Source organism: Empedobacter sp. UBA6745 (assembly GCF_002453775.1).
Classification (GTDB): Bacteria; Bacteroidota; Bacteroidia; order Flavobacteriales; family Weeksellaceae; genus Empedobacter; species Empedobacter falsenii_C.
Genome location: NZ_DKHL01000018.1, coordinates 26,386 through 43,501 on the forward strand (window position 1 = coordinate 26,386; position 17,116 = coordinate 43,501).

At 30.4% G+C, this 17,116-nt stretch carries 16 protein-coding genes; 5 read left to right on the forward strand and 11 right to left on the reverse strand.

The window, feature by feature from the left end; translation table 11 throughout:
* Nucleotides 1-58: 58 nt before the first annotated feature.
* Nucleotides 59-2,563: a T9SS type A sorting domain-containing protein gene (locus B4H69_RS05945; protein WP_180904661.1), complete on the reverse strand. Its 2,505-nt coding sequence runs from the start codon at nucleotides 2,561-2,563 to the stop codon at nucleotides 59-61.
* A gap of 285 nt (nucleotides 2,564-2,848) precedes the next feature.
* On the opposite strand from B4H69_RS05945, the gene B4H69_RS05950 reads away from it, so the two are divergent.
* Nucleotides 2,849-3,649 carry a T9SS type A sorting domain-containing protein gene (locus B4H69_RS05950; RefSeq protein ID WP_180904662.1) on the forward strand — a complete coding sequence of 267 codons (801 nt, stop codon included), beginning with the start codon at nucleotides 2,849-2,851 and terminating at the stop codon, nucleotides 3,647-3,649.
* Nucleotides 3,650-3,683: 34 nt separating this feature from the next.
* Here the strand turns inward: B4H69_RS05950 and B4H69_RS05955 are convergent, their stop codons facing one another.
* Together B4H69_RS05955 and argS are read right to left on the reverse strand one after the other, a co-directional pair.
* The gene (locus B4H69_RS05955) at nucleotides 3,684-4,154 is read right to left on the reverse strand and encodes a DUF1810 family protein (protein WP_180904663.1); all 471 of its coding nucleotides are present in this window, start codon (nucleotides 4,152-4,154) and stop codon (nucleotides 3,684-3,686) included.
* A gap of 63 nt (nucleotides 4,155-4,217) precedes the next feature.
* Nucleotides 4,218-5,990 carry an arginine--tRNA ligase gene (argS, locus tag B4H69_RS05960; protein WP_180904664.1) on the reverse strand — a complete coding sequence of 591 codons (1,773 nt, stop codon included), beginning with the start codon at nucleotides 5,988-5,990 and terminating at the stop codon, nucleotides 4,218-4,220.
* 109 nt (nucleotides 5,991-6,099) lie between these two features.
* Here argS and B4H69_RS05965 point away from each other — a divergent pair, with 109 nt between their 5' ends.
* Entirely contained in the window at nucleotides 6,100-7,455 is a 1,356-nt protein-coding gene (locus B4H69_RS05965) for a DEAD/DEAH box helicase (RefSeq protein ID WP_180904665.1), read from the forward strand.
* A 28-nt stretch (nucleotides 7,456-7,483) separates the two neighbouring features.
* Here the strand turns inward: B4H69_RS05965 and msrA are convergent, their stop codons facing one another.
* On the reverse strand, nucleotides 7,484-8,017 hold the full coding sequence (gene msrA, locus B4H69_RS05970) for a peptide-methionine (S)-S-oxide reductase MsrA (protein ID WP_180904666.1): 534 nt from the start codon (nucleotides 8,015-8,017) through the stop codon (nucleotides 7,484-7,486).
* A gap of 65 nt (nucleotides 8,018-8,082) precedes the next feature.
* Complete coding sequence (locus tag B4H69_RS05975; protein ID WP_115001022.1) at nucleotides 8,083-8,544, reverse strand: Lrp/AsnC family transcriptional regulator; 462 nt, start codon at nucleotides 8,542-8,544, stop codon at nucleotides 8,083-8,085.
* Nucleotides 8,545-8,871: 327 nt separating this feature from the next.
* On the opposite strand from B4H69_RS05975, the gene B4H69_RS05980 reads away from it, so the two are divergent.
* Entirely contained in the window at nucleotides 8,872-10,035 is a 1,164-nt protein-coding gene (locus B4H69_RS05980; RefSeq protein WP_291093138.1) for a methionine adenosyltransferase, read from the forward strand.
* Between the two features lie 59 nt (nucleotides 10,036-10,094).
* Here the strand turns inward: B4H69_RS05980 and B4H69_RS05985 are convergent, their stop codons facing one another.
* Together B4H69_RS05985 and B4H69_RS05990 are read right to left on the reverse strand one after the other, a co-directional pair.
* The gene (locus tag B4H69_RS05985; protein WP_180904668.1) at nucleotides 10,095-10,472 is read right to left on the reverse strand and encodes a hypothetical protein; all 378 of its coding nucleotides are present in this window, start codon (nucleotides 10,470-10,472) and stop codon (nucleotides 10,095-10,097) included.
* A 96-nt stretch (nucleotides 10,473-10,568) separates the two neighbouring features.
* Nucleotides 10,569-10,952 (reverse strand): hypothetical protein, encoded by a 384-nt coding sequence (locus B4H69_RS05990; protein WP_180904669.1) that lies wholly within the window; start codon nucleotides 10,950-10,952, stop codon nucleotides 10,569-10,571.
* Between the two features lie 145 nt (nucleotides 10,953-11,097).
* Here B4H69_RS05990 and fabG point away from each other — a divergent pair, with 145 nt between their 5' ends.
* Together fabG and menD are read left to right on the forward strand one after the other, a co-directional pair.
* Nucleotides 11,098-11,841 carry a 3-oxoacyl-[acyl-carrier-protein] reductase gene (gene fabG / locus B4H69_RS05995; protein ID WP_038336119.1) on the forward strand — a complete coding sequence of 248 codons (744 nt, stop codon included), beginning with the start codon at nucleotides 11,098-11,100 and terminating at the stop codon, nucleotides 11,839-11,841.
* An 82-nt stretch (nucleotides 11,842-11,923) separates the two neighbouring features.
* Nucleotides 11,924-13,594: a 2-succinyl-5-enolpyruvyl-6-hydroxy-3-cyclohexene-1-carboxylic-acid synthase gene (gene menD, locus B4H69_RS06000; protein ID WP_180904670.1), complete on the forward strand. Its 1,671-nt coding sequence runs from the start codon at nucleotides 11,924-11,926 to the stop codon at nucleotides 13,592-13,594.
* 46 nt (nucleotides 13,595-13,640) lie between these two features.
* On the opposite strand, the gene B4H69_RS06005 is transcribed toward menD, so the two are convergent.
* The 4 genes from B4H69_RS06005 to lpxA all read right to left on the reverse strand — a co-directional run bounded on the left by B4H69_RS06005 (nucleotide 13,641) and on the right by lpxA (nucleotide 17,108).
* Nucleotides 13,641-14,297, reverse strand: a complete 657-nt coding sequence (locus tag B4H69_RS06005) for a SanA/YdcF family protein (RefSeq protein ID WP_180904671.1) — start codon at nucleotides 14,295-14,297, stop codon at nucleotides 13,641-13,643.
* Between the two features lie 123 nt (nucleotides 14,298-14,420).
* Nucleotides 14,421-15,455 carry a T9SS type A sorting domain-containing protein gene (locus tag B4H69_RS06010; protein ID WP_422653365.1) on the reverse strand — a complete coding sequence of 345 codons (1,035 nt, stop codon included), beginning with the start codon at nucleotides 15,453-15,455 and terminating at the stop codon, nucleotides 14,421-14,423.
* A 281-nt stretch (nucleotides 15,456-15,736) separates the two neighbouring features.
* Nucleotides 15,737-16,303 (reverse strand): elongation factor P, encoded by a 567-nt coding sequence (efp, locus tag B4H69_RS06015; RefSeq protein ID WP_038336113.1) that lies wholly within the window; start codon nucleotides 16,301-16,303, stop codon nucleotides 15,737-15,739.
* A 19-nt stretch (nucleotides 16,304-16,322) separates the two neighbouring features.
* Complete coding sequence (lpxA, locus tag B4H69_RS06020) at nucleotides 16,323-17,108, reverse strand: acyl-ACP--UDP-N-acetylglucosamine O-acyltransferase (protein WP_115002092.1); 786 nt, start codon at nucleotides 17,106-17,108, stop codon at nucleotides 16,323-16,325.
* Between the last annotated feature and the right edge of the window lie 8 nt (nucleotides 17,109-17,116).

Here is a 17,116-nt window from a genome sequence, read left to right on the forward strand (position 1 = left end):
AAAGTCTACTCATATAAAATGAGTAGACTTTTTGTTAATTAATTATAAAGCTATTTTATTATTTCTTTATAATTTTTTTAGTTTCAATACCATTATCTGTTTCGATTTGAACAATATAAATACCAGATTTCAATCCTTTCATTCCAATTATTGATTGATTATTCACTTGTTTTACAACTTGTCCTAAAGTATTTAAAACCGTCACTTTATTAATCTTATTATTCAAATTAGATCTCACCTCAAATTTATCTTGAACTGGATTTGGATAAATAGAAATATTCGAATTAGTGATGCTAACTTCTGATGTCATCAGATTTTCTTTTTCAAATTCAGTTTTGATATAATATAAGTTAGCCGTATCGCCTTTTGTAATTTTATTTTCACCAATAGGAACATCATTTATAATTACAATACCATCTTTTGCTACATAATTTACGCCATTAAGTTTTATCTTACCATTAAAACTTGGATCAAGAACCAATGTTAAAGTTGATTTCTTTTTAGTCGTATAACTAATAACTGTTGCAGATTCTATTTTCAGACGTTTTGTAAAAGTCAACTCATCATAAGTGGCCGTTCCATCTGTTGAATTAATATTAGCCGTTCCAGAAAATGTATAAAACTTACTTGATAAACCGTTTATTGTAAAGTTATGCGTTTCTACGCTTGCACTTGTTTCATCTGTATCAATTGTAATTGTTCCCGTTGCTGAAATTGGTGTTCCTGTACCAATAGTTTTAACCGTAAAACTTGTATCTGAAGTTGGTATACCAAATACCAATAATGTTTTTGTCGAAATATCTTTCGTAAAATCTATTCCATTTGCAGGAAGTCCAACTATTTCTAAATCACTTGCTGTTCCTCCCCAAACAAAATTCATTGGTTCTATTGCTGTATTTGATTTTACTGTCTGATCATTATTAGTTGGTATTACTAATGTGTGCGTACTTACAGGTGTATAATCGATACCTTGAACATAAACCAATGAGGATTTATAATTTTTCAATAAATTCATCAATGCCTGATTTACTGCGTACGATTTATCATCAACAGAATTATCAAACGTAAATTTTATATCTCCTCCCTGTACTCTACCTGCATATTTCATAATTTTATCTTTTGCGATACTTGGTTCATCAACTATCAAATTCTTTACATAAAATGAAGAATTTGTATCAAAATTATTATAAACCGAAGCTCCTTTCAAAGCTTTAATAGAAGAACTTAATACTTCATCTCTTGTTTTTGAAACATAAGCATCAAACTGAATAGGATTTGAAGATGCATCGTAAGGCAAAAATGAATTAGCTCCTTCTATATAATTATTAAAAGCTTTTATAATTCCGCCATCTTCATTAGAAAAAGTTCCTGTTGAATTAGATGCGATATCACTTCCTTGTTTAGAAATCAACATAGGATATTTTGAATTCCTGAAATAATTGCCTTCAGCAAAAATAGAAGCACCCATAGTCGTTCCAATACCATATTTAGAATTACCATCGTAATAATTATTATAAATGTGAGTTGTATAAGTTCTTACACGAGGATGTCTAGAATCTGAATGATCAAACCAATTATGATGGTAAGTTGCATAAGCATTAACTGTATTCGCTTCGCTCAAACCAAGCAGACTTGATTTACCATTATCCCAAAAATGATTATACGAAAAAGTGATATAGCCAGATTTTTTTGCATCTAAAGCTCCATCTCCTTTTTCTTGATCTGCATCTTTTCCAGGAAAACCATAAAATAGGTCATTATTATGTACCCAGATATAATCATTGGATTGTTGCAAGCTTATATTATCTCCTTCAGCTGCATCAGTTAACATAAATCCTAGATTACGAATTTCTACATTTGAAGCATTTTTAATTCGTACTCCCCATCCATTTGCTACAGCATCTATTCCAACACCTTCAAATGTGATATAACTTCCACTATTATTGTTATTTTCTATAACAATATCTCCATTCAACATGTATGAAAAATCAGTTACATTTCCTAAAAGACGTACAACAAGAGGTCTCGTATCTTTTCCTTTCTTAAAACCATCTAAGATATTTTGTAAACCAACACAAGGATTACTATTTGCCCCAGTAACATTCAAACTTATAGAGTTCTTGTTATCCTCTGAAACATACAAAACAACAGCATCATTTTTTAATGTTCCGTCAAAATTATACGCTCCTGGTGCTCTATTGTTACTATGTGCAAAACCATTACGGTCATAAGGTAATACAGTTACATTACTTGTGACAACATTCTCTTTTTCAATACCATTTACAACTGATACTATTTTAAATGTATATTCTCCAGAAGCCAATCCTAAAATATCAGCTCTGAAAAAAGATCCGTAATTCCTTATTAATTGAGTGTCTATTTTTCTGTTAGTGATTCCGTTTCCTGAATAATATACATTGTAACTATCAACTGTTTCTGAGGGAGGATTCCATTTAACATAAGCAGATTCTAACCATCCTGCTGATTCTGTAACATTAACTTTCTGAGCGGATAAATTAACTATTCCTAAAACTCCAAAAGCACTTAATAAAATTTTTTTCATAAATAGTGTTTTAATTGTAATCGATTACATTATTTGTTTAAAAAATAACTTTTATCTTGATTACATATGTGTATTATGTACAATATTAACAATTATTTTAAATATATTCCAAAAAACAAATCAAAATAAGTAATCTATTAATCAACAACTTATATAATTATACTTATATTTATTTTAAAGCGTCATATTTACACTAAAAAGTGAAATTTTATTGGAAAATAAAATAATATAATTAACTTTATGCAAACGATTACACTAATATTAATCACAAAAAAAATTCAAATTATGAAGAAATCTTTAATCTTTTCTGCATTATCTTTAACGATAATGTCACTTAGTGTTAATGCTCAAACATTAACTAAATCCTGGGATTTTAGTGCATGGGATAATGAATCAACTGGTTATTCTGAAACTAAAATTATTGATAACCTAGGTCTATTTGCTGGCGCAAGTGTAACAAATATGGGAGTTGTTGAAAGTAATAATGCTACATTTCCAGACGCATGGAAAGGAAGTAAGCGATTAAAATTAAATGGAGGAAGCTACGAAAGTACTGAAACTTCTTTTATCTCACCATCAAAAAGATATTTATTCTTTTCTGTTACAGAACCTGTTAAAATAAAGGTTTGGTTTAAATCTGGAAGCTCTTCAGGTACAAGAACATTATATATAACTGATGGAAAGGAAGTTATCAGTAAAATAGATGTAAATGGAAGTGATAATATTACAACCGATTACATTGAATATAAAGGAGGTGCAGGAACTATTTATTTAGGAGGTGATCAAGCTTTAAACATTTATAAAATAGAAGTTTATGACGGAAAATTAGGAACAACCTCTACTCTATCTACAAAAAACGTATCTACAAAAAATTCTGTAAAAGTTATAAGTTCTAATGGAAAGATTTTTATTTCCAACTTAAAAAACACGAATACTAAAATTAATGTCTATACTTATTCAGGAAATTTAATTAAATCTTTAAATACTACTCAAGATATTAATTTTGATTTAAATAATGGAAATTATATAGTTAATATTCAATCTGATGATGAAGTTACCTCAACAAAGGTTATTGTAAAAAAATAATCTCATAAAAAAATCTCGCAATTGCGAGATTTTTTTATTTATTCATTTGTTTCAATATACTTAATGTTTTTTTATCGACTTGATCTGCATAAAAAAACTTCAAAACATCTTTGATAATTTTTTCTTTCGGAACTATAAAGTTGAATAATGTCAAACTTGATTTCAGTTTCATTGCATCATTTTTTCCGAAAATTAATTGCGGAATTACGCCTATATGTTGCATTAATAATACAGATAAAACTTCTAAATAATTTCCCCAAAGTTCTTCATCTTTCACAAAAGCTCTCGCCTCTTCTTTTGAAGAAATCGAAAATTCTAATGACGAATCACTCGAGCCTAATCCAACTAATTGAGGAAACATAAAAACAATCCAATTCGTTTGTTTTTTTCCTGCATGAACTTCCATTAAGATTTCATCATACACAAAACTTTGCGCATCGTGAAATCGTTTCAAATTAAATTTATCGTGAGGATCTTTTTGTTTCAGTAAATCTCCTATTTTCATATTGTAAAGTTAAAAAAATACCTCACCAAATTGATGAGGCATTTTATTTATTTTATAAGTCGATTACATTCTTTCTGGAACACCAATTCCTAATAAACGTAACGAATTCTGAATTGTATTTGCAACCCATTGAGAAAGATATAAACGGAAATTTTTCACGTTTTCATCTTCATTTTTCAAGATTGGGTTATTTTGGTAGAATGAATTAAATAATTTCACTAATTCATACACATAATTCGCAATCAAAGCAGGGCTCATTTCTGTTGCTGCTTTTTCTATTGTATCTTCGAAATCGTATAATGCACGAATAATTTCTTTTTCTGCATCATTCAACTCTATTGCATTTACATCAAATTCTTTTGGTGATTCTTTTCTCAATAATGACTGAATACGCGCAAAAGTATATTGAATAAATGGTCCTGTATTTCCATTAAAATCGACAGATTCTTTCGGATCGAATAAAATACGTTTCTTAGGATCTACTTTCAAAATGTAATATTTCAAAGCACCCATCGCAATTGTTTCGTACAACTCAGCTTTTTCATCATCAGACATTCCGTCTAATTTTCCTAATTCTTCAGAAATCTCTTTTGCAGTATTGTAAACTTCTTGCATCAAATCATCTGCATCAACAACAGTTCCTTCACGCGATTTCATTTTTCCGTTTGGTAAATCAACCATTCCGTAAGACAAGTGATGTAAAGCATCAGCCCAAGAATAACCTAATTTTTTCAAGATTAAGAATAAAACTTTGAAGTGATAATCTTGCTCATTTCCTACAACATACGTTAATTCTTCTAACGTTGGATTATTTTTGAAACGCTCTACTGCAGTTCCCAAATCTTGCGTGATATAAACTGAAGTTCCGTCCGAACGTAAAACTAATTTTTCATCCAAACCTTCTGCAGTCAAATCAATCCAAACAGAACCATCTTCTCTTTTGTAGAAAACACCTTTGTTTAAACCTTCTTCAACAATATCTTTTCCTAAAATATAGGTATTTGATTCGTATAAATATTCGTCAAAAGCAACACCAAGACGTTTGTACGTTTTCGCGAAACCATCATACACCCAACCGTTCATTTTTTGCCAAAGCTCAATAACTTTTGGTTCATGTGCTTCCCATTGACGCAGCATTTCTTGTGCTTCTAAGAAAATTGGAGCTTCTTTTTTCGCTTCATCTTCAGTTTTTCCTTGTGCTTCTAATTCTTTGATTTCTTGACGATAGTGTTTGTCAAATTCCACATAATATTTTCCTACCAAATGGTCGCCTTTCATATTTGCAGATTCTGGCGTTTCACCATTTCCAAATTTTTCCCAAGCAATCATCGATTTACAAATGTGAATACCACGATCGTTGATAATTTGTGTTTTAATCACATTATTTCCTGCTGCTTCAATGATTTGAGAAACCGAAAATCCTAACAAATTATTACGGACATGTCCTAAATGCAAAGGTTTGTTTGTATTTGGCGATGAATATTCTACCATTACCGTTCTCGAATTTTCATCAACTTTTGTAATTCCAAAAGTTGAATTTTGAGCATTTTGAGTAAAATTTTCTAAAAATTCTACTGAACTTAAACTCATATTCAAGAAACCTTTTACAACATTAAACGCTGTAATTTTATTATTTTCAACCAAATTTTCACCGATTTTAGAACCGATTTCTTCTGGTTTACCTTTCAAAGTTCTGATTAATGGGAAAACAACCAATGTATAATCACCTTCAAACTCTTTCCTTGTAAACTGAATTTCAACAGATTCAGGGTTAATTTGATAAACGTTTTGAATCGCTTCTAAAACATTCTGCGTGATGTATTGTTTTAAACTCATTTTATTCCTTTTTACTTAATCGAAATGCAAAAGTACGAAGTTTCAACGAATTTGAACGGATTGCACATTGAGTTTTTAAGAAGTCATCAAGAAAACTTATCTTTGCAAAATGAAAGCTACATTCGCGGATTTCGAATTAACAAAACAATTGAGTTCGGCTTTAGAAAAGTTGAATATCACAACCCCTACTCCAATTCAAGAAAAATCATTCAAACCGATTCTTTCTGGACGAGATATAATGGGAATTGCCCAAACAGGTACAGGTAAAACAATGGCTTATTTATTGCCTTTGTTAAATACATATCAATACTCTAAAACGAATCAACCAAAGATTGTTATTTTGGTTCCGACACGCGAATTAGTTGTTCAGGTTACCGATATTTTAGAGCAATTAACAGAATTTATCAATGTTCGTGTTTTAGGAATTTATGGTGGTGTAAACATCAATACACAAAAATTATTGGTGTATGAAGGCGTTGATATTTTGGTTGGAACACCAGGTCGTGTCTTAGATTTGGCGATTGACAATGTTTTATCATTCAAAGAAATGAAAAAATTAGTAGTTGACGAATTTGACGAAATGTTGAGTTTAGGTTTTCGTCCGCAACTGATTCATTTATTTACAATGATGAGCGATAAACGTCAAAACATTTTATTTTCTGCAACGATGACAGATCAGGTTGATGATATGTTGCACGAATATTTCAAAAATCCTATTGAAATTTCGTTGGCTCGTTCGGGAACTCCTTTAGAAAAAATTTCTCAATCAGCTATTTCTGTTGAGAATTTCAATACAAAATTGAATTTAATTGTTCATCAATTAGATGATAAAGCTAAATTTGAGAAAGTTTTAATTTTCGCAAACAATAAAAAACATGCTGATTTAATTTTCAATCATTTAGATGAAATTTATCCAGATGAATTTGGTGTAATTCATTCTAATAAATCTCAAAATTATCGTTTGAGAACAATGGAAGCCTTTACCAGAGATGAATACCGAGGAATTATTACAACTGATATTATGGCTCGTGGTTTAGATATTCCAGATGTTACACATGTAATCAATTTCGAGATTCCAGATGTTCCAGAACAATATATTCACCGAATTGGACGTACAGGACGTGCGGATAAAAAAGGTGAAGCAATTTCTTATTTTTCTGAAAAAGAAATTGAGCGTTTAGATGATATCGAAGCCTTGATGGATAAAGAGATTGAAGAGATTCCTTTCCCTGAAGATGAAGTAAAAATCAATCCTGTAAAACGTGAATTCGAGAAAGATGTTGTAAAAATGAAACAGCTTACAACTGTAAAAATTGAAGAACGTGGTGCAGCATTTCACGAGAAAAAAGATAAAAATAAAAAGGTGAATTTGGGAGGTCCTACAAAACGTAAACCACCAAAATCTAAACCTAAAAACCGTGGTCAGCAAAAACAAAAAGCGAAAGCACGCAAAAAAGGAAAATAAAATGAAAGCGACCGATTGGTCGCTTTTCTTATTTTAAAATCTGTTTGAATTTAGATTTAAATTTTGCAATTTTTGGTCCAACAACTGCCGAACAATATGGCTGATCCGGATTTTCATTGTAATAACCTTGATGATAATCTTCGGCTGGCCAAAATTTATCTAAAGACTCTATTGTTGTAACGAATTTATCTTCATATAAAGTTCCGTTATCAAATTCTTTTAACGATTCTTCTGCTTGCTTTTTTTGTTCTTCTGATGTGTAAAAAATACTCGAACGATATTGTGTACCAACATCGTTTCCTTGTCTATTTAACTGTGTTGGATTATGAATATTCCAAAAAATTTCTAATAATTCTTTGTACGATATCACTTCATTGTCAAAAGTAATTTCAACAACTTCCGCATGATTTGTATCTGTATCACAAACCTGACGATAAGTAGGATTTTCTACATTACCTCCTGCAAATCCAGAGATAGCTTGTTCTACTCCATTTATCGAATTAAAAATTCCTTCCACACACCAAAAACAACCAGCTCCTAAAACTGCTATTTCCTTGCTCATGTCTTCTCTATTTTTACTTATTCAATCAAAAAAAATTCTAATTTATCAGAACCATTCTTATATTTTTATACCAATTGGAAAGCGGTATCATCTTTTACATCACCAATCACAAAAGTACTGTGAGTACTACCAATTACCTTTATTGTTGTTAGTTTATTTACCATAAAATCTCTGTATTCGTCCATATTTTCGAAAGACATTTTAATAATGTAATCGTAATCACCACTTACATGATAACTCGCCTGAACTTCTTTTAAATTCACAATTTCGTTTTCGAAAATCTTGATGTTATCAGCAGAATGTTGTTGTAACTTAATATGGCTAAATACCAAAAGCTCTCTGTTAATTAATCTTCTATTTACAAGCGCAACATATTTAGAAATAATTCCTGACTTTTCTAATTTCTTGATTCTTTCATGAATTGCGGTTGACGATAAATTTAACTTATCAGATAATTCTTTATAGGTAATTTTACTGTTTTCTTGTAGATACATTAGCAGTTGTTGATCGAGAGTGTCAAATTTCATTTCAATTAATTTTTTTCTAAAGTAACAATATTATTTTGAATAATTATCTATATAGAGTAAAAAAAATAAACGTTTACAGAAAATATATTTATAATTTATTAAAACACACCGTTTTTGTTCTATTCTAAAAAAGATAAAAAGTTAAACTCTATAATTTTTATATACTAATAAATGTTAAATATCTTTCATTATTCATATTATTCATTGTATATTTGAGCTCGAAAAAAATCGAGAGGAATGATTTGACTGATTGCAACCTCATAAAACAATTGCTAAAACAGGACTTCAGTTTTCTCCTTTCCTCTATCATTTAAAAAAAGTATAGAAATGTCATATTTATTTACGTCAGAATCAGTTTCTGAGGGGCATCCTGATAAAATTGCCGATCAAATTTCTGATTCAATTCTTGACCACTTTTTAGCATTTGATGCAAAAAGTAAAGTAGCTTGTGAAACTTTAGTAACAACTGGACAAGTTGTTTTAGCAGGTGAAGTAAAATCTAATTCTTACATTGATTTACAACGTGTAGCAAGAGAAACAATTGCTGAAATTGGTTACACGAAAAGTGAATATATGTTTGATGCAAATTCTTGTGGAATTTTATCTGCAATTCACGAGCAATCTCCAGATATTAACCAAGGTGTAGACAGACAATCTGACGAAGAGCAAGGTGCTGGTGACCAAGGAATGATGTTTGGTTATGCTACAAGTGAAACTGAAAACTATATGCCTTTGGCGTTAGATTTATCGCACAGATTATTGAAAGAATTAGCGCATATCCGTAAATACGAAAAAGATTTATTGCCATATTTACGTCCTGATGCTAAATCTCAGGTAACAATTGAATATGATAATGACAACAAACCTGTTCGTATCGATACAATTGTAATTTCTACTCAACATGATGACTTCGCTAACGAAGAAGCTATGAGAGATAAAATTACAAATGACTTAGTAAGTATTTTAATTCCTCGTGTTAAAGCGCAATTACCTGTTCATTTACGCGATTTATTTACAGATAGTATTACTTATCATATCAATCCTACAGGANNTTTCTCAGGAAAAGATCCATCAAAAGTTGACCGTTCTGCTGCTTATGCTGCGCGTCATATTGCAAAAAACTTGGTTGCAGCTGGTGTTGCTGACGAAGTTTTAGTACAAGTTTCTTATGCAATTGGTGTTGCTGCTCCAGTTTCTTTATTAGTAAATACTTTCGGAACTCAAAAAGTTGAGTTAACAGAAGGAGAAATTTCTACAAAAGTTTCTGAAATCTTTGATATGAAGCCTTTCGCTATCGAGCAAAGATTAAAATTAAGAAATCCTATTTACAAAGAAACTGCATCTTACGGACACTTAGGTAGAGATCCAAAAACGGTTTCAAAACGTTTTGAATCTGCTAATGGACAAGATGTTGTTGAAGTTGAAGTTGAATTATTCACTTGGGAAAAATTAGACTTCGTAGATCAAATTAAAACAGCTTTCGGATTATAATCTGAAAATTTTAAATCATACTAAAAAATCCACTCAATATTGAGTGGATTTTTTTATGATTAATTTTTACTAATCGAATTGACTAACCAATATCGTTTTCCTTCTTTGTAAGAAATATTGATACTATCTCTAGAAAGCATAATCAGTTTTGTTGGTGTCCAACCCACGTTTCTTAACGAATTGCTTCCTGTCATTTCCATTTGAATATTTTCTATCGGATCAATTTTTTGAGATGTGATAAAATCAAATTTATATAAATTCTTAGATTGAGAAACTTGCACTAATCCACTATCTTGTACAATTCCTCCTAAAGAATCTTGAAAAATAATAAATCGTCTTTCATATTTTTCTTTATAAATAGTATTCTGGCTATCATCCTCATTATTACAAGAAAATATCATCATTAATAATGAAGCAAAACATACAATCGTTCTCATAAAACATCATTTTATATTTAACAATTTTCAGCTCAAAATATTGTATAAAAAAAGACGCTCACTACTGAACGTCTTTTCTATTATTATTCCTAAAAATTATCTTGTTGCATTTGCAGTCCAAGTTTTACCGTCTTTTGTGTAAAGAATTGTCAATTTAGCATTATCAATTCTAATATAAGATAATTCATCTGCTCCAACACTCACCAAAGTATTGTCACCTTTCTTTTCAAACTCAACACCGTTCAAATCTGGAATTTTATCAGAAAAAGCAAAATTATACTTTGTTCCGCTTGCAATTTTTGTTACAAATACACTACCACTTTGAGTTGATAATGAATTATTCGCGTCTTTATAACTTAAACTTCCTTTGTAAGTTCCTGCAAAAAAATCGTTATTTGCCGGATCGTCATCATCATTACAAGCTGTGAATACAAATAAGGCGAAAAATGTTACCGCCAAAAATTTCAATAGATTCTTCATGTTTTTATTTTTTTATTGGTTATAACAATCAATATTTTCAATTATAATACCATAAAATGTTAAATAAAATTGATAAAGTATTTTTTAACATTTTTAACTCTCACAAAAAATCGTATTTTTGAAGCAATATATAATACCTATAAACATGAATTTATTGCAAGGTAAAACAGCAATCGTTACAGGCGCAACTCGCGGTATTGGAAAAAGTATTGCTGAAGTTTTTGTGAAAAATGGCGCTAACGTTGCCTTTACTTATGCTTCTTCTGTAGAAAAAGCTAAAGCTTTGGAAGAAGAATTGGGACAATTCGGTAAAGTAAAAGGATATCAATCTGATGCTTCTGATTACGAAGCTGCTCAAAAATTAGTAGAAGATGTAATTGCTGAGTTTGGTCAAGTTGATATTGTAATTAATAATGCTGGAATTACGAAAGATAATTTGTTGATGAGAATGTCTGCAGAGGATTTCGAAAAAGTAATTCAAACAAATTTAAATTCGGCTTTCAACTTAACAAAAGCAGTGATCAAACCAATGATGAAACAACGTTCTGGATCTATCGTGAACATGTCATCTATTGTTGGAATCAAGGGAAATGCAGGACAAGCAAATTATGCTGCATCTAAAGCTGGTTTAATTGGTTTCTCTAAATCTGTTGCGTTAGAATTAGGTTCTCGTAACATTCGTTGTAATGCAATTGCACCAGGTTTTATCGAAACTGAAATGACAGAAGTTTTAGATCAAAAAGTGGTTGAAGAATGGCGCAATGGAATTCCATTAAAACGTGGAGGACAGCCAGAAGACGTTGCAAATGCATGTTTATTCTTAGCTTCAGATTTATCAAGTTATGTAACAGGACAAGTTTTGAGTGTAGACGGAGGTTTACATACTTAATTCTTAAAAATATCATACTTTTTGAAAGGTTTTGTTTAGTAAATTTGCTAATCAAAACCTTTTATAATTTAAGACAACTACGTTGAGAAAAATATCAAATAAATTAAATGTTCAATTGATTGCTGAAACTTTTTTGGCTTTCGGAATTGATCATATCGTATTATCGCCAGGATCTCGAAACGGAGCATTAACCATGCAATTTGCGAATGACAAACGTTTCAAAACTTATAGTGTAATCGACGAACGTTCGGCTGGATTTGTCGCTTTGGGAATGGCTCAGCAAATTCAAAAACCTGTTGTGGTTTGTTGTACTTCTGGTTCGGCAACGGCAAATTATTACCCAGCAATTACGGAAGCTTTTTTTCAGAATGTTCCTTTAATCGTACTTTCTGCCGATCGTCCCGAACATTTAGTTGATAATTTTGATGGACAAACTATTCGTCAAAATAATTTATTCGAGCAACATTCTGTTCATAATGTTCAACTTTCCGAAAGTGAAGAAACAGACGATTTGACAAGAAATATGTTGTTGACGAAATATGCGTTGATTGATTGTATGCACAAATCTGCGCCAATTCATATCAATATGCCTTTTTCTGAACCTTTGTACGAATCTGTAACAACGCCAGATATTGAAATTGATACAATTACAATTCCTGCAAAAGATTATCCAGAAATTGATGTAATTGATTTTATGAAACGTTGGAATGCTTCGACACGTAAAATGATTTTGGTCGGATTACATCATCCTGATGCCAAATTTGATCATTTTGTAAAACAATTAGCCCAAGATGATTCGGTTGTTGTTTTGACAGAAGTGACGTCAAATATTCATGATGAACGATTTTTCAATAAAATAGATCAAGTTATTTTCCCTTATTCGGAAGAAGAATTAGAAGCGTTGAAACCTGATATTTTATTGACAATTGGGCAAAATGTTGTTTCAAAAAAAATAAAAAAATTCTTACGCGATCAAAAACCAACGCAACATTGGCATTTGGACGAATATTGGCAACCAGATACTTTCCAAGCATTAACAGATAAAATAGAAACAAAACCTGAATTGTTTTTAGAACAATTTGTTCCGTTTGTCAATCCAAAAGAATCTGAATATTACATTACATGGAATTCGATACGAGAAGCGAATAATATCAAACACAAAAACTACATCAATATGATTCCGTTTTGTGATTTGAAAGCATTTGATTCTATTATCAGAAATTATCCAGAAAATTGGCAAATTCAGTACGGAAATTCTACCGTTATTCGTTACGGATTATTGTTCGATCATAACAATTCGAATCCTGTTTTCTGTAATCGCGGAACAAGTGGAATTGATGGTTCTACGTCGACAGCAATTGGCGCTTGTATCGCTTCTGGTCAAAATACGGTGATGATTACAGGAGATATTTCATTTTTCTATGATTCGAATGCGTTGTGGAATGTCAATATGCCGAATAATTTCAGAATTATTTTGATTAATAATGGTGGCGGAAATATTTTCAAATTTATTCCTGGCCCTTCTGAAACAGATGTAGTTGAAGATTATTTTGAAACAAAACATCATTTCACTGCCGAACATTTAGCTAAAATGTATGATTTTGAATATAATGTTGTTTCGAATTTAACAGATTTAGAAAATTCGTCCAACGATTTTTATGCAGAAAGTAATCGCCCGAAGATTTTAGAAATTGATACACGAAATTCTGCTAACGATGCTATTTTAAGAGGATATTTTAGTAGTTTGAAGTAAAAATATTAGAAGAGAAATCAATTTGTTTGGTTTCTCTTTTTTTTATTTAAATTATCTCAATTTTCTTTCCTAAAAATTTTGGTTGAATACCAAAAAAGCTATCAATAAAAACTTTCGTTCGGGCAAAATATTCACGGATATTTGTTTTTAATCCAGCATGTTTATTGACATCTTTCGCATTGTAACCATATGCATTAATTCCTTTTTGACGTGCAATGTAAACTGCTCGTTGATTGTGAAATTCTTGCGAAACTATAATAAATTCATTCTGTCCAAAAATTTCCTTTGCACGTATCATCGAATCTAAAGTTCTAAAACCTGCATAATCCAAATAAATCACATTTTCTGGAACTCCACTTTTTATCAAAGCTTGTTTCATCGCTTCAGGTTCGTTGTAATTTTTTCGACCATGATCTCCACTCAAAATAAAATGCGTCACTTTTCCTGATTGGTACAATTTTGTTGCTGCTTCTATACGATACGTGAAGTAATAATTTTGATAACCACTCACCAAATTTGGCGCAGTTCCCAACACAACCGCAACTTTAGTTTTAGGTAAAATTTCTAATTTATCTGTGACAAATTCTTCCGTAGAGTTTTCTATTTTATAATTCGCAAAAGCTGTAAACAAAAGACTTAAAACACCAAAAATAAGTAAAGTATAAAAAGATTTTTTCAGAAACTTTTTGGTTTTAATTTTCATACAATAAATTCGATTGATTCTTAGCTAAAATACACGATTAATATGATTTTAACTAATAAAAAAAGTAGCTAAAATTAGCTACTTTTCTATATAATTGTTAAAAATTATTAACTAATTATTTTTTTAGTTTTTGGAAATTTTTTGCGTAAAAGTTTTATCAGCTGTTATTACTTTTAAGATATAAGTTCCTTTAGAAAGAGAAGATACATTTACTTGTTTTGTATTTTCTTTTGTTAAAATTAACTTTCCATCCATTGAATATAATTCTATTTTCAAGTTATTATTTTCAATGTTTATATTTAGAAAATCTTTTACTGGATTTGGATAAATAACCATCTCATTTTTTGAAATTTCAGCTGTACTCAAATCTGATAAACTTATTTTTACTACTTTATTTCTAGAGACTAATGCGCAATACAATTCATCATTATAAACAGCAAGCCCGTTTGTATATCCTAAATCAGAAACAAATAAATCTGCTTCAGTAGTAGTTTCTGATAAATNNTTATACTTATAAATTTTACCTGCATAATCAGTTGAAATATATAAATTTTGATCTTTATCTAATGCCAAATAAGAAGGATTTTTCACATTTGTAACAACGGTAGACAATATACCATTTTGTGTAATTTTATATACTTTATTGTCTTTAACAGAAGCTACATATAAGTTTCCGTTTTTATCAAAAACAAGTCCTCTCGCCCCTTGTATCGAATGAGATAAATTAGTAATTTCTATTGTATTTAAATCAAATACAGATATTACACCATCTCTTTCTTCAGAAAAATAAATATTCTTTGATATAGGATCAATAGCCATTCCGTAAGCAGAATAAGCAGGATAAGAAACCGATGTTCCTGTCAAAGAATTGATTGACTTAATACTTCCTAAAGCTTGAAAAGAAGCCCAAATATCTCCAAAAGAGTCAATCGCTAATTGTCTTGGTTGACCATTCATTCCTGTTTTAAGAGTTGTCAAAGAGTTATTTTCAAATTTTTTTATACCATAATCAGATTCTGTTCCCACATAAAGTATACCTTTTGAATCGAAGACAATTCCCGTAGGGTTTCCAGATACAGTTACATAATCAGATACGGTTTGTGCATTTAACATTGATGTTAATAGCGTAACAAAAAATAAAAGTTTTTTCATAATCATAAAAATTTAAGTTGTTTAATAATGCAAAGCTAAAATTTTATTATGAACAAAAATCTGATTATTATCATAACAAACTCAACTGCAATAAGATACAAATAAACGTTTATATATGTAATTATTAACTTAATAGCTATTAAACTATAAATTCAAACTATTGGATACAATCCTTGATTAATATTGTATTTAGAAATAAATTAGAAAATATCTTGAAAAAAAATTAGAAAATAAAAAATCCCTCTAATTAATTAGAGGGATTTTTTGTTATAATTGTTCAGAATATATTATTCTTTAATTCTTTCTACATAAGAACCATCTTCTGTGTTGATTTTCACTTTATCACCTTCGTTAATGAATAAAGGAACACGAATTTCAGCACCAGTTTCTGTCGTTGCAGGTTTTGTAGCATTTGTAGCTGTATCACCTTTAAGACCTGGCTCTGTGTATGTAATTTCCATTACAACTGTAGTTGGTAACTCAGCTGCTAAAGCTGTTTCATCAGAAGCACGGAACAAGATTTTTACTTCGTCACCAGCTTTCATAAATTGTGAATTATCAATCAAATCTTTGTTTAAATAAACTTGAGAGAAATCATCATTATTCATGAAGTGGAAACCATTATCATCTTCATATAAATATTGGTAGTTACGTGTTTCTACACGAACCTCTTCAATTTTATGACCAGCAGAAAATGTATTGTCTAATACTTTTCCATTAGTTAATGATTTTAATTTTGTACGAACGAAAGCAGGTCCTTTACCTGGTTTTACGTGTAAAAATTCGATAATTTTATACGTATCATTATTAAAAATAATACATAAACCTTTTCTGATATCAGAAGTTGTTGCCATTTATTCTATTGTTATTTTATTAAACTCCCGAGCTATATCCTTTCATAATTCCACGATCACTTGTATTGATAAAATCAAGGATTACTTCACGATAATGTGAATCTGGGAATTTTTCTAAGATTTGTTCTACAGCCTGAGATACGTTATTTTTTTGTTGATATAAGATTCTGTAAATACCTTGAATTTCGAAGATTTCTTCTGATGTAAAACCTTTTCTTCTCAATCCAATTGCATTAACTCCTGCATAAGCAACAGGATTTTTTGCAGCTTTAACATACGGAGGAACATCTTTACGAATTTGTGTCGCACCAGCTACAAAAGCATGTTCTCCAATTTTTGTAAATTGATGAACTGCACTATAACCACCAATAAAAGCGAAATCTCCAACTTCTATATGTCCTGCTAAACCAACCGCATTTACGATTACGACATTATTTCCTACAACACAATCGTGCGCGATATGTGCAGTTGCCATAATCAAACAATTGTCACCAATTTTAGTATAACCTAATGCATTAGTTCCTTTGTTTACAGTAACGCATTCACGAATTGTTGTATTGTCACCAATATATGTTAAAGTTTTTTCACCTTCGTACTTCAAATCTTGAGGCTCACCAGAAATTACCGTACCTGGATAAATTTTACAATTTTTTCCAATACGTGCTCCTGACATAATTGTTACATTAGGACCAATCCATGTTCCATCACCAATTTCTACATCTTCGTAAACAGAAGAGAAAGGGCTGATTGTAACATTTTCACCTATTATTGCAGTTGGATGAACATATGCCATCGGATGATTCATAACTTCCA

What these genes read in the sequence shown, in the direction of transcription:
- B4H69_RS05945 (WP_180904661.1), bottom strand. Translation starts at nt 2,563, where the DNA reads ATGAAAAAAATTTTATTAAGTGCTTTTGGAGTTTTAGGAATAGTTAAT.
- B4H69_RS05950 (WP_180904662.1), top strand. Translation starts at nt 2,849, where the DNA reads ATGAAGAAATCTTTAATCTTTTCTGCATTATCTTTAACGATAATGTCA.
- B4H69_RS05955 (WP_180904663.1), bottom strand. Translation starts at nt 4,154, where the DNA reads ATGAAAATAGGAGATTTACTGAAACAAAAAGATCCTCACGATAAATTT.
- argS (WP_180904664.1), bottom strand. Translation starts at nt 5,990, where the DNA reads ATGAGTTTAAAACAATACATCACGCAGAATGTTTTAGAAGCGATTCAA.
- B4H69_RS05965 (WP_180904665.1), top strand. Translation starts at nt 6,100, where the DNA reads ATGAAAGCTACATTCGCGGATTTCGAATTAACAAAACAATTGAGTTCG.
- msrA (WP_180904666.1), bottom strand. Translation starts at nt 8,017, where the DNA reads ATGAGCAAGGAAATAGCAGTTTTAGGAGCTGGTTGTTTTTGGTGTGTG.
- B4H69_RS05975 (WP_115001022.1), bottom strand. Translation starts at nt 8,544, where the DNA reads ATGAAATTTGACACTCTCGATCAACAACTGCTAATGTATCTACAAGAA.
- B4H69_RS05985 (WP_180904668.1), bottom strand. Translation starts at nt 10,472, where the DNA reads ATGAGAACGATTGTATGTTTTGCTTCATTATTAATGATGATATTTTCT.
- B4H69_RS05990 (WP_180904669.1), bottom strand. Translation starts at nt 10,952, where the DNA reads ATGAAGAATCTATTGAAATTTTTGGCGGTAACATTTTTCGCCTTATTT.
- fabG (WP_038336119.1), top strand. Translation starts at nt 11,098, where the DNA reads ATGAATTTATTGCAAGGTAAAACAGCAATCGTTACAGGCGCAACTCGC.
- B4H69_RS06005 (WP_180904671.1), bottom strand. Translation starts at nt 14,297, where the DNA reads ATGAAAATTAAAACCAAAAAGTTTCTGAAAAAATCTTTTTATACTTTA.
- efp (WP_038336113.1), bottom strand. Translation starts at nt 16,303, where the DNA reads ATGGCAACAACTTCTGATATCAGAAAAGGTTTATGTATTATTTTTAAT.
- lpxA (WP_115002092.1), bottom strand. Translation starts at nt 17,108, where the DNA reads ATGAATCATCCGATGGCATATGTTCATCCAACTGCAATAATAGGTGAA.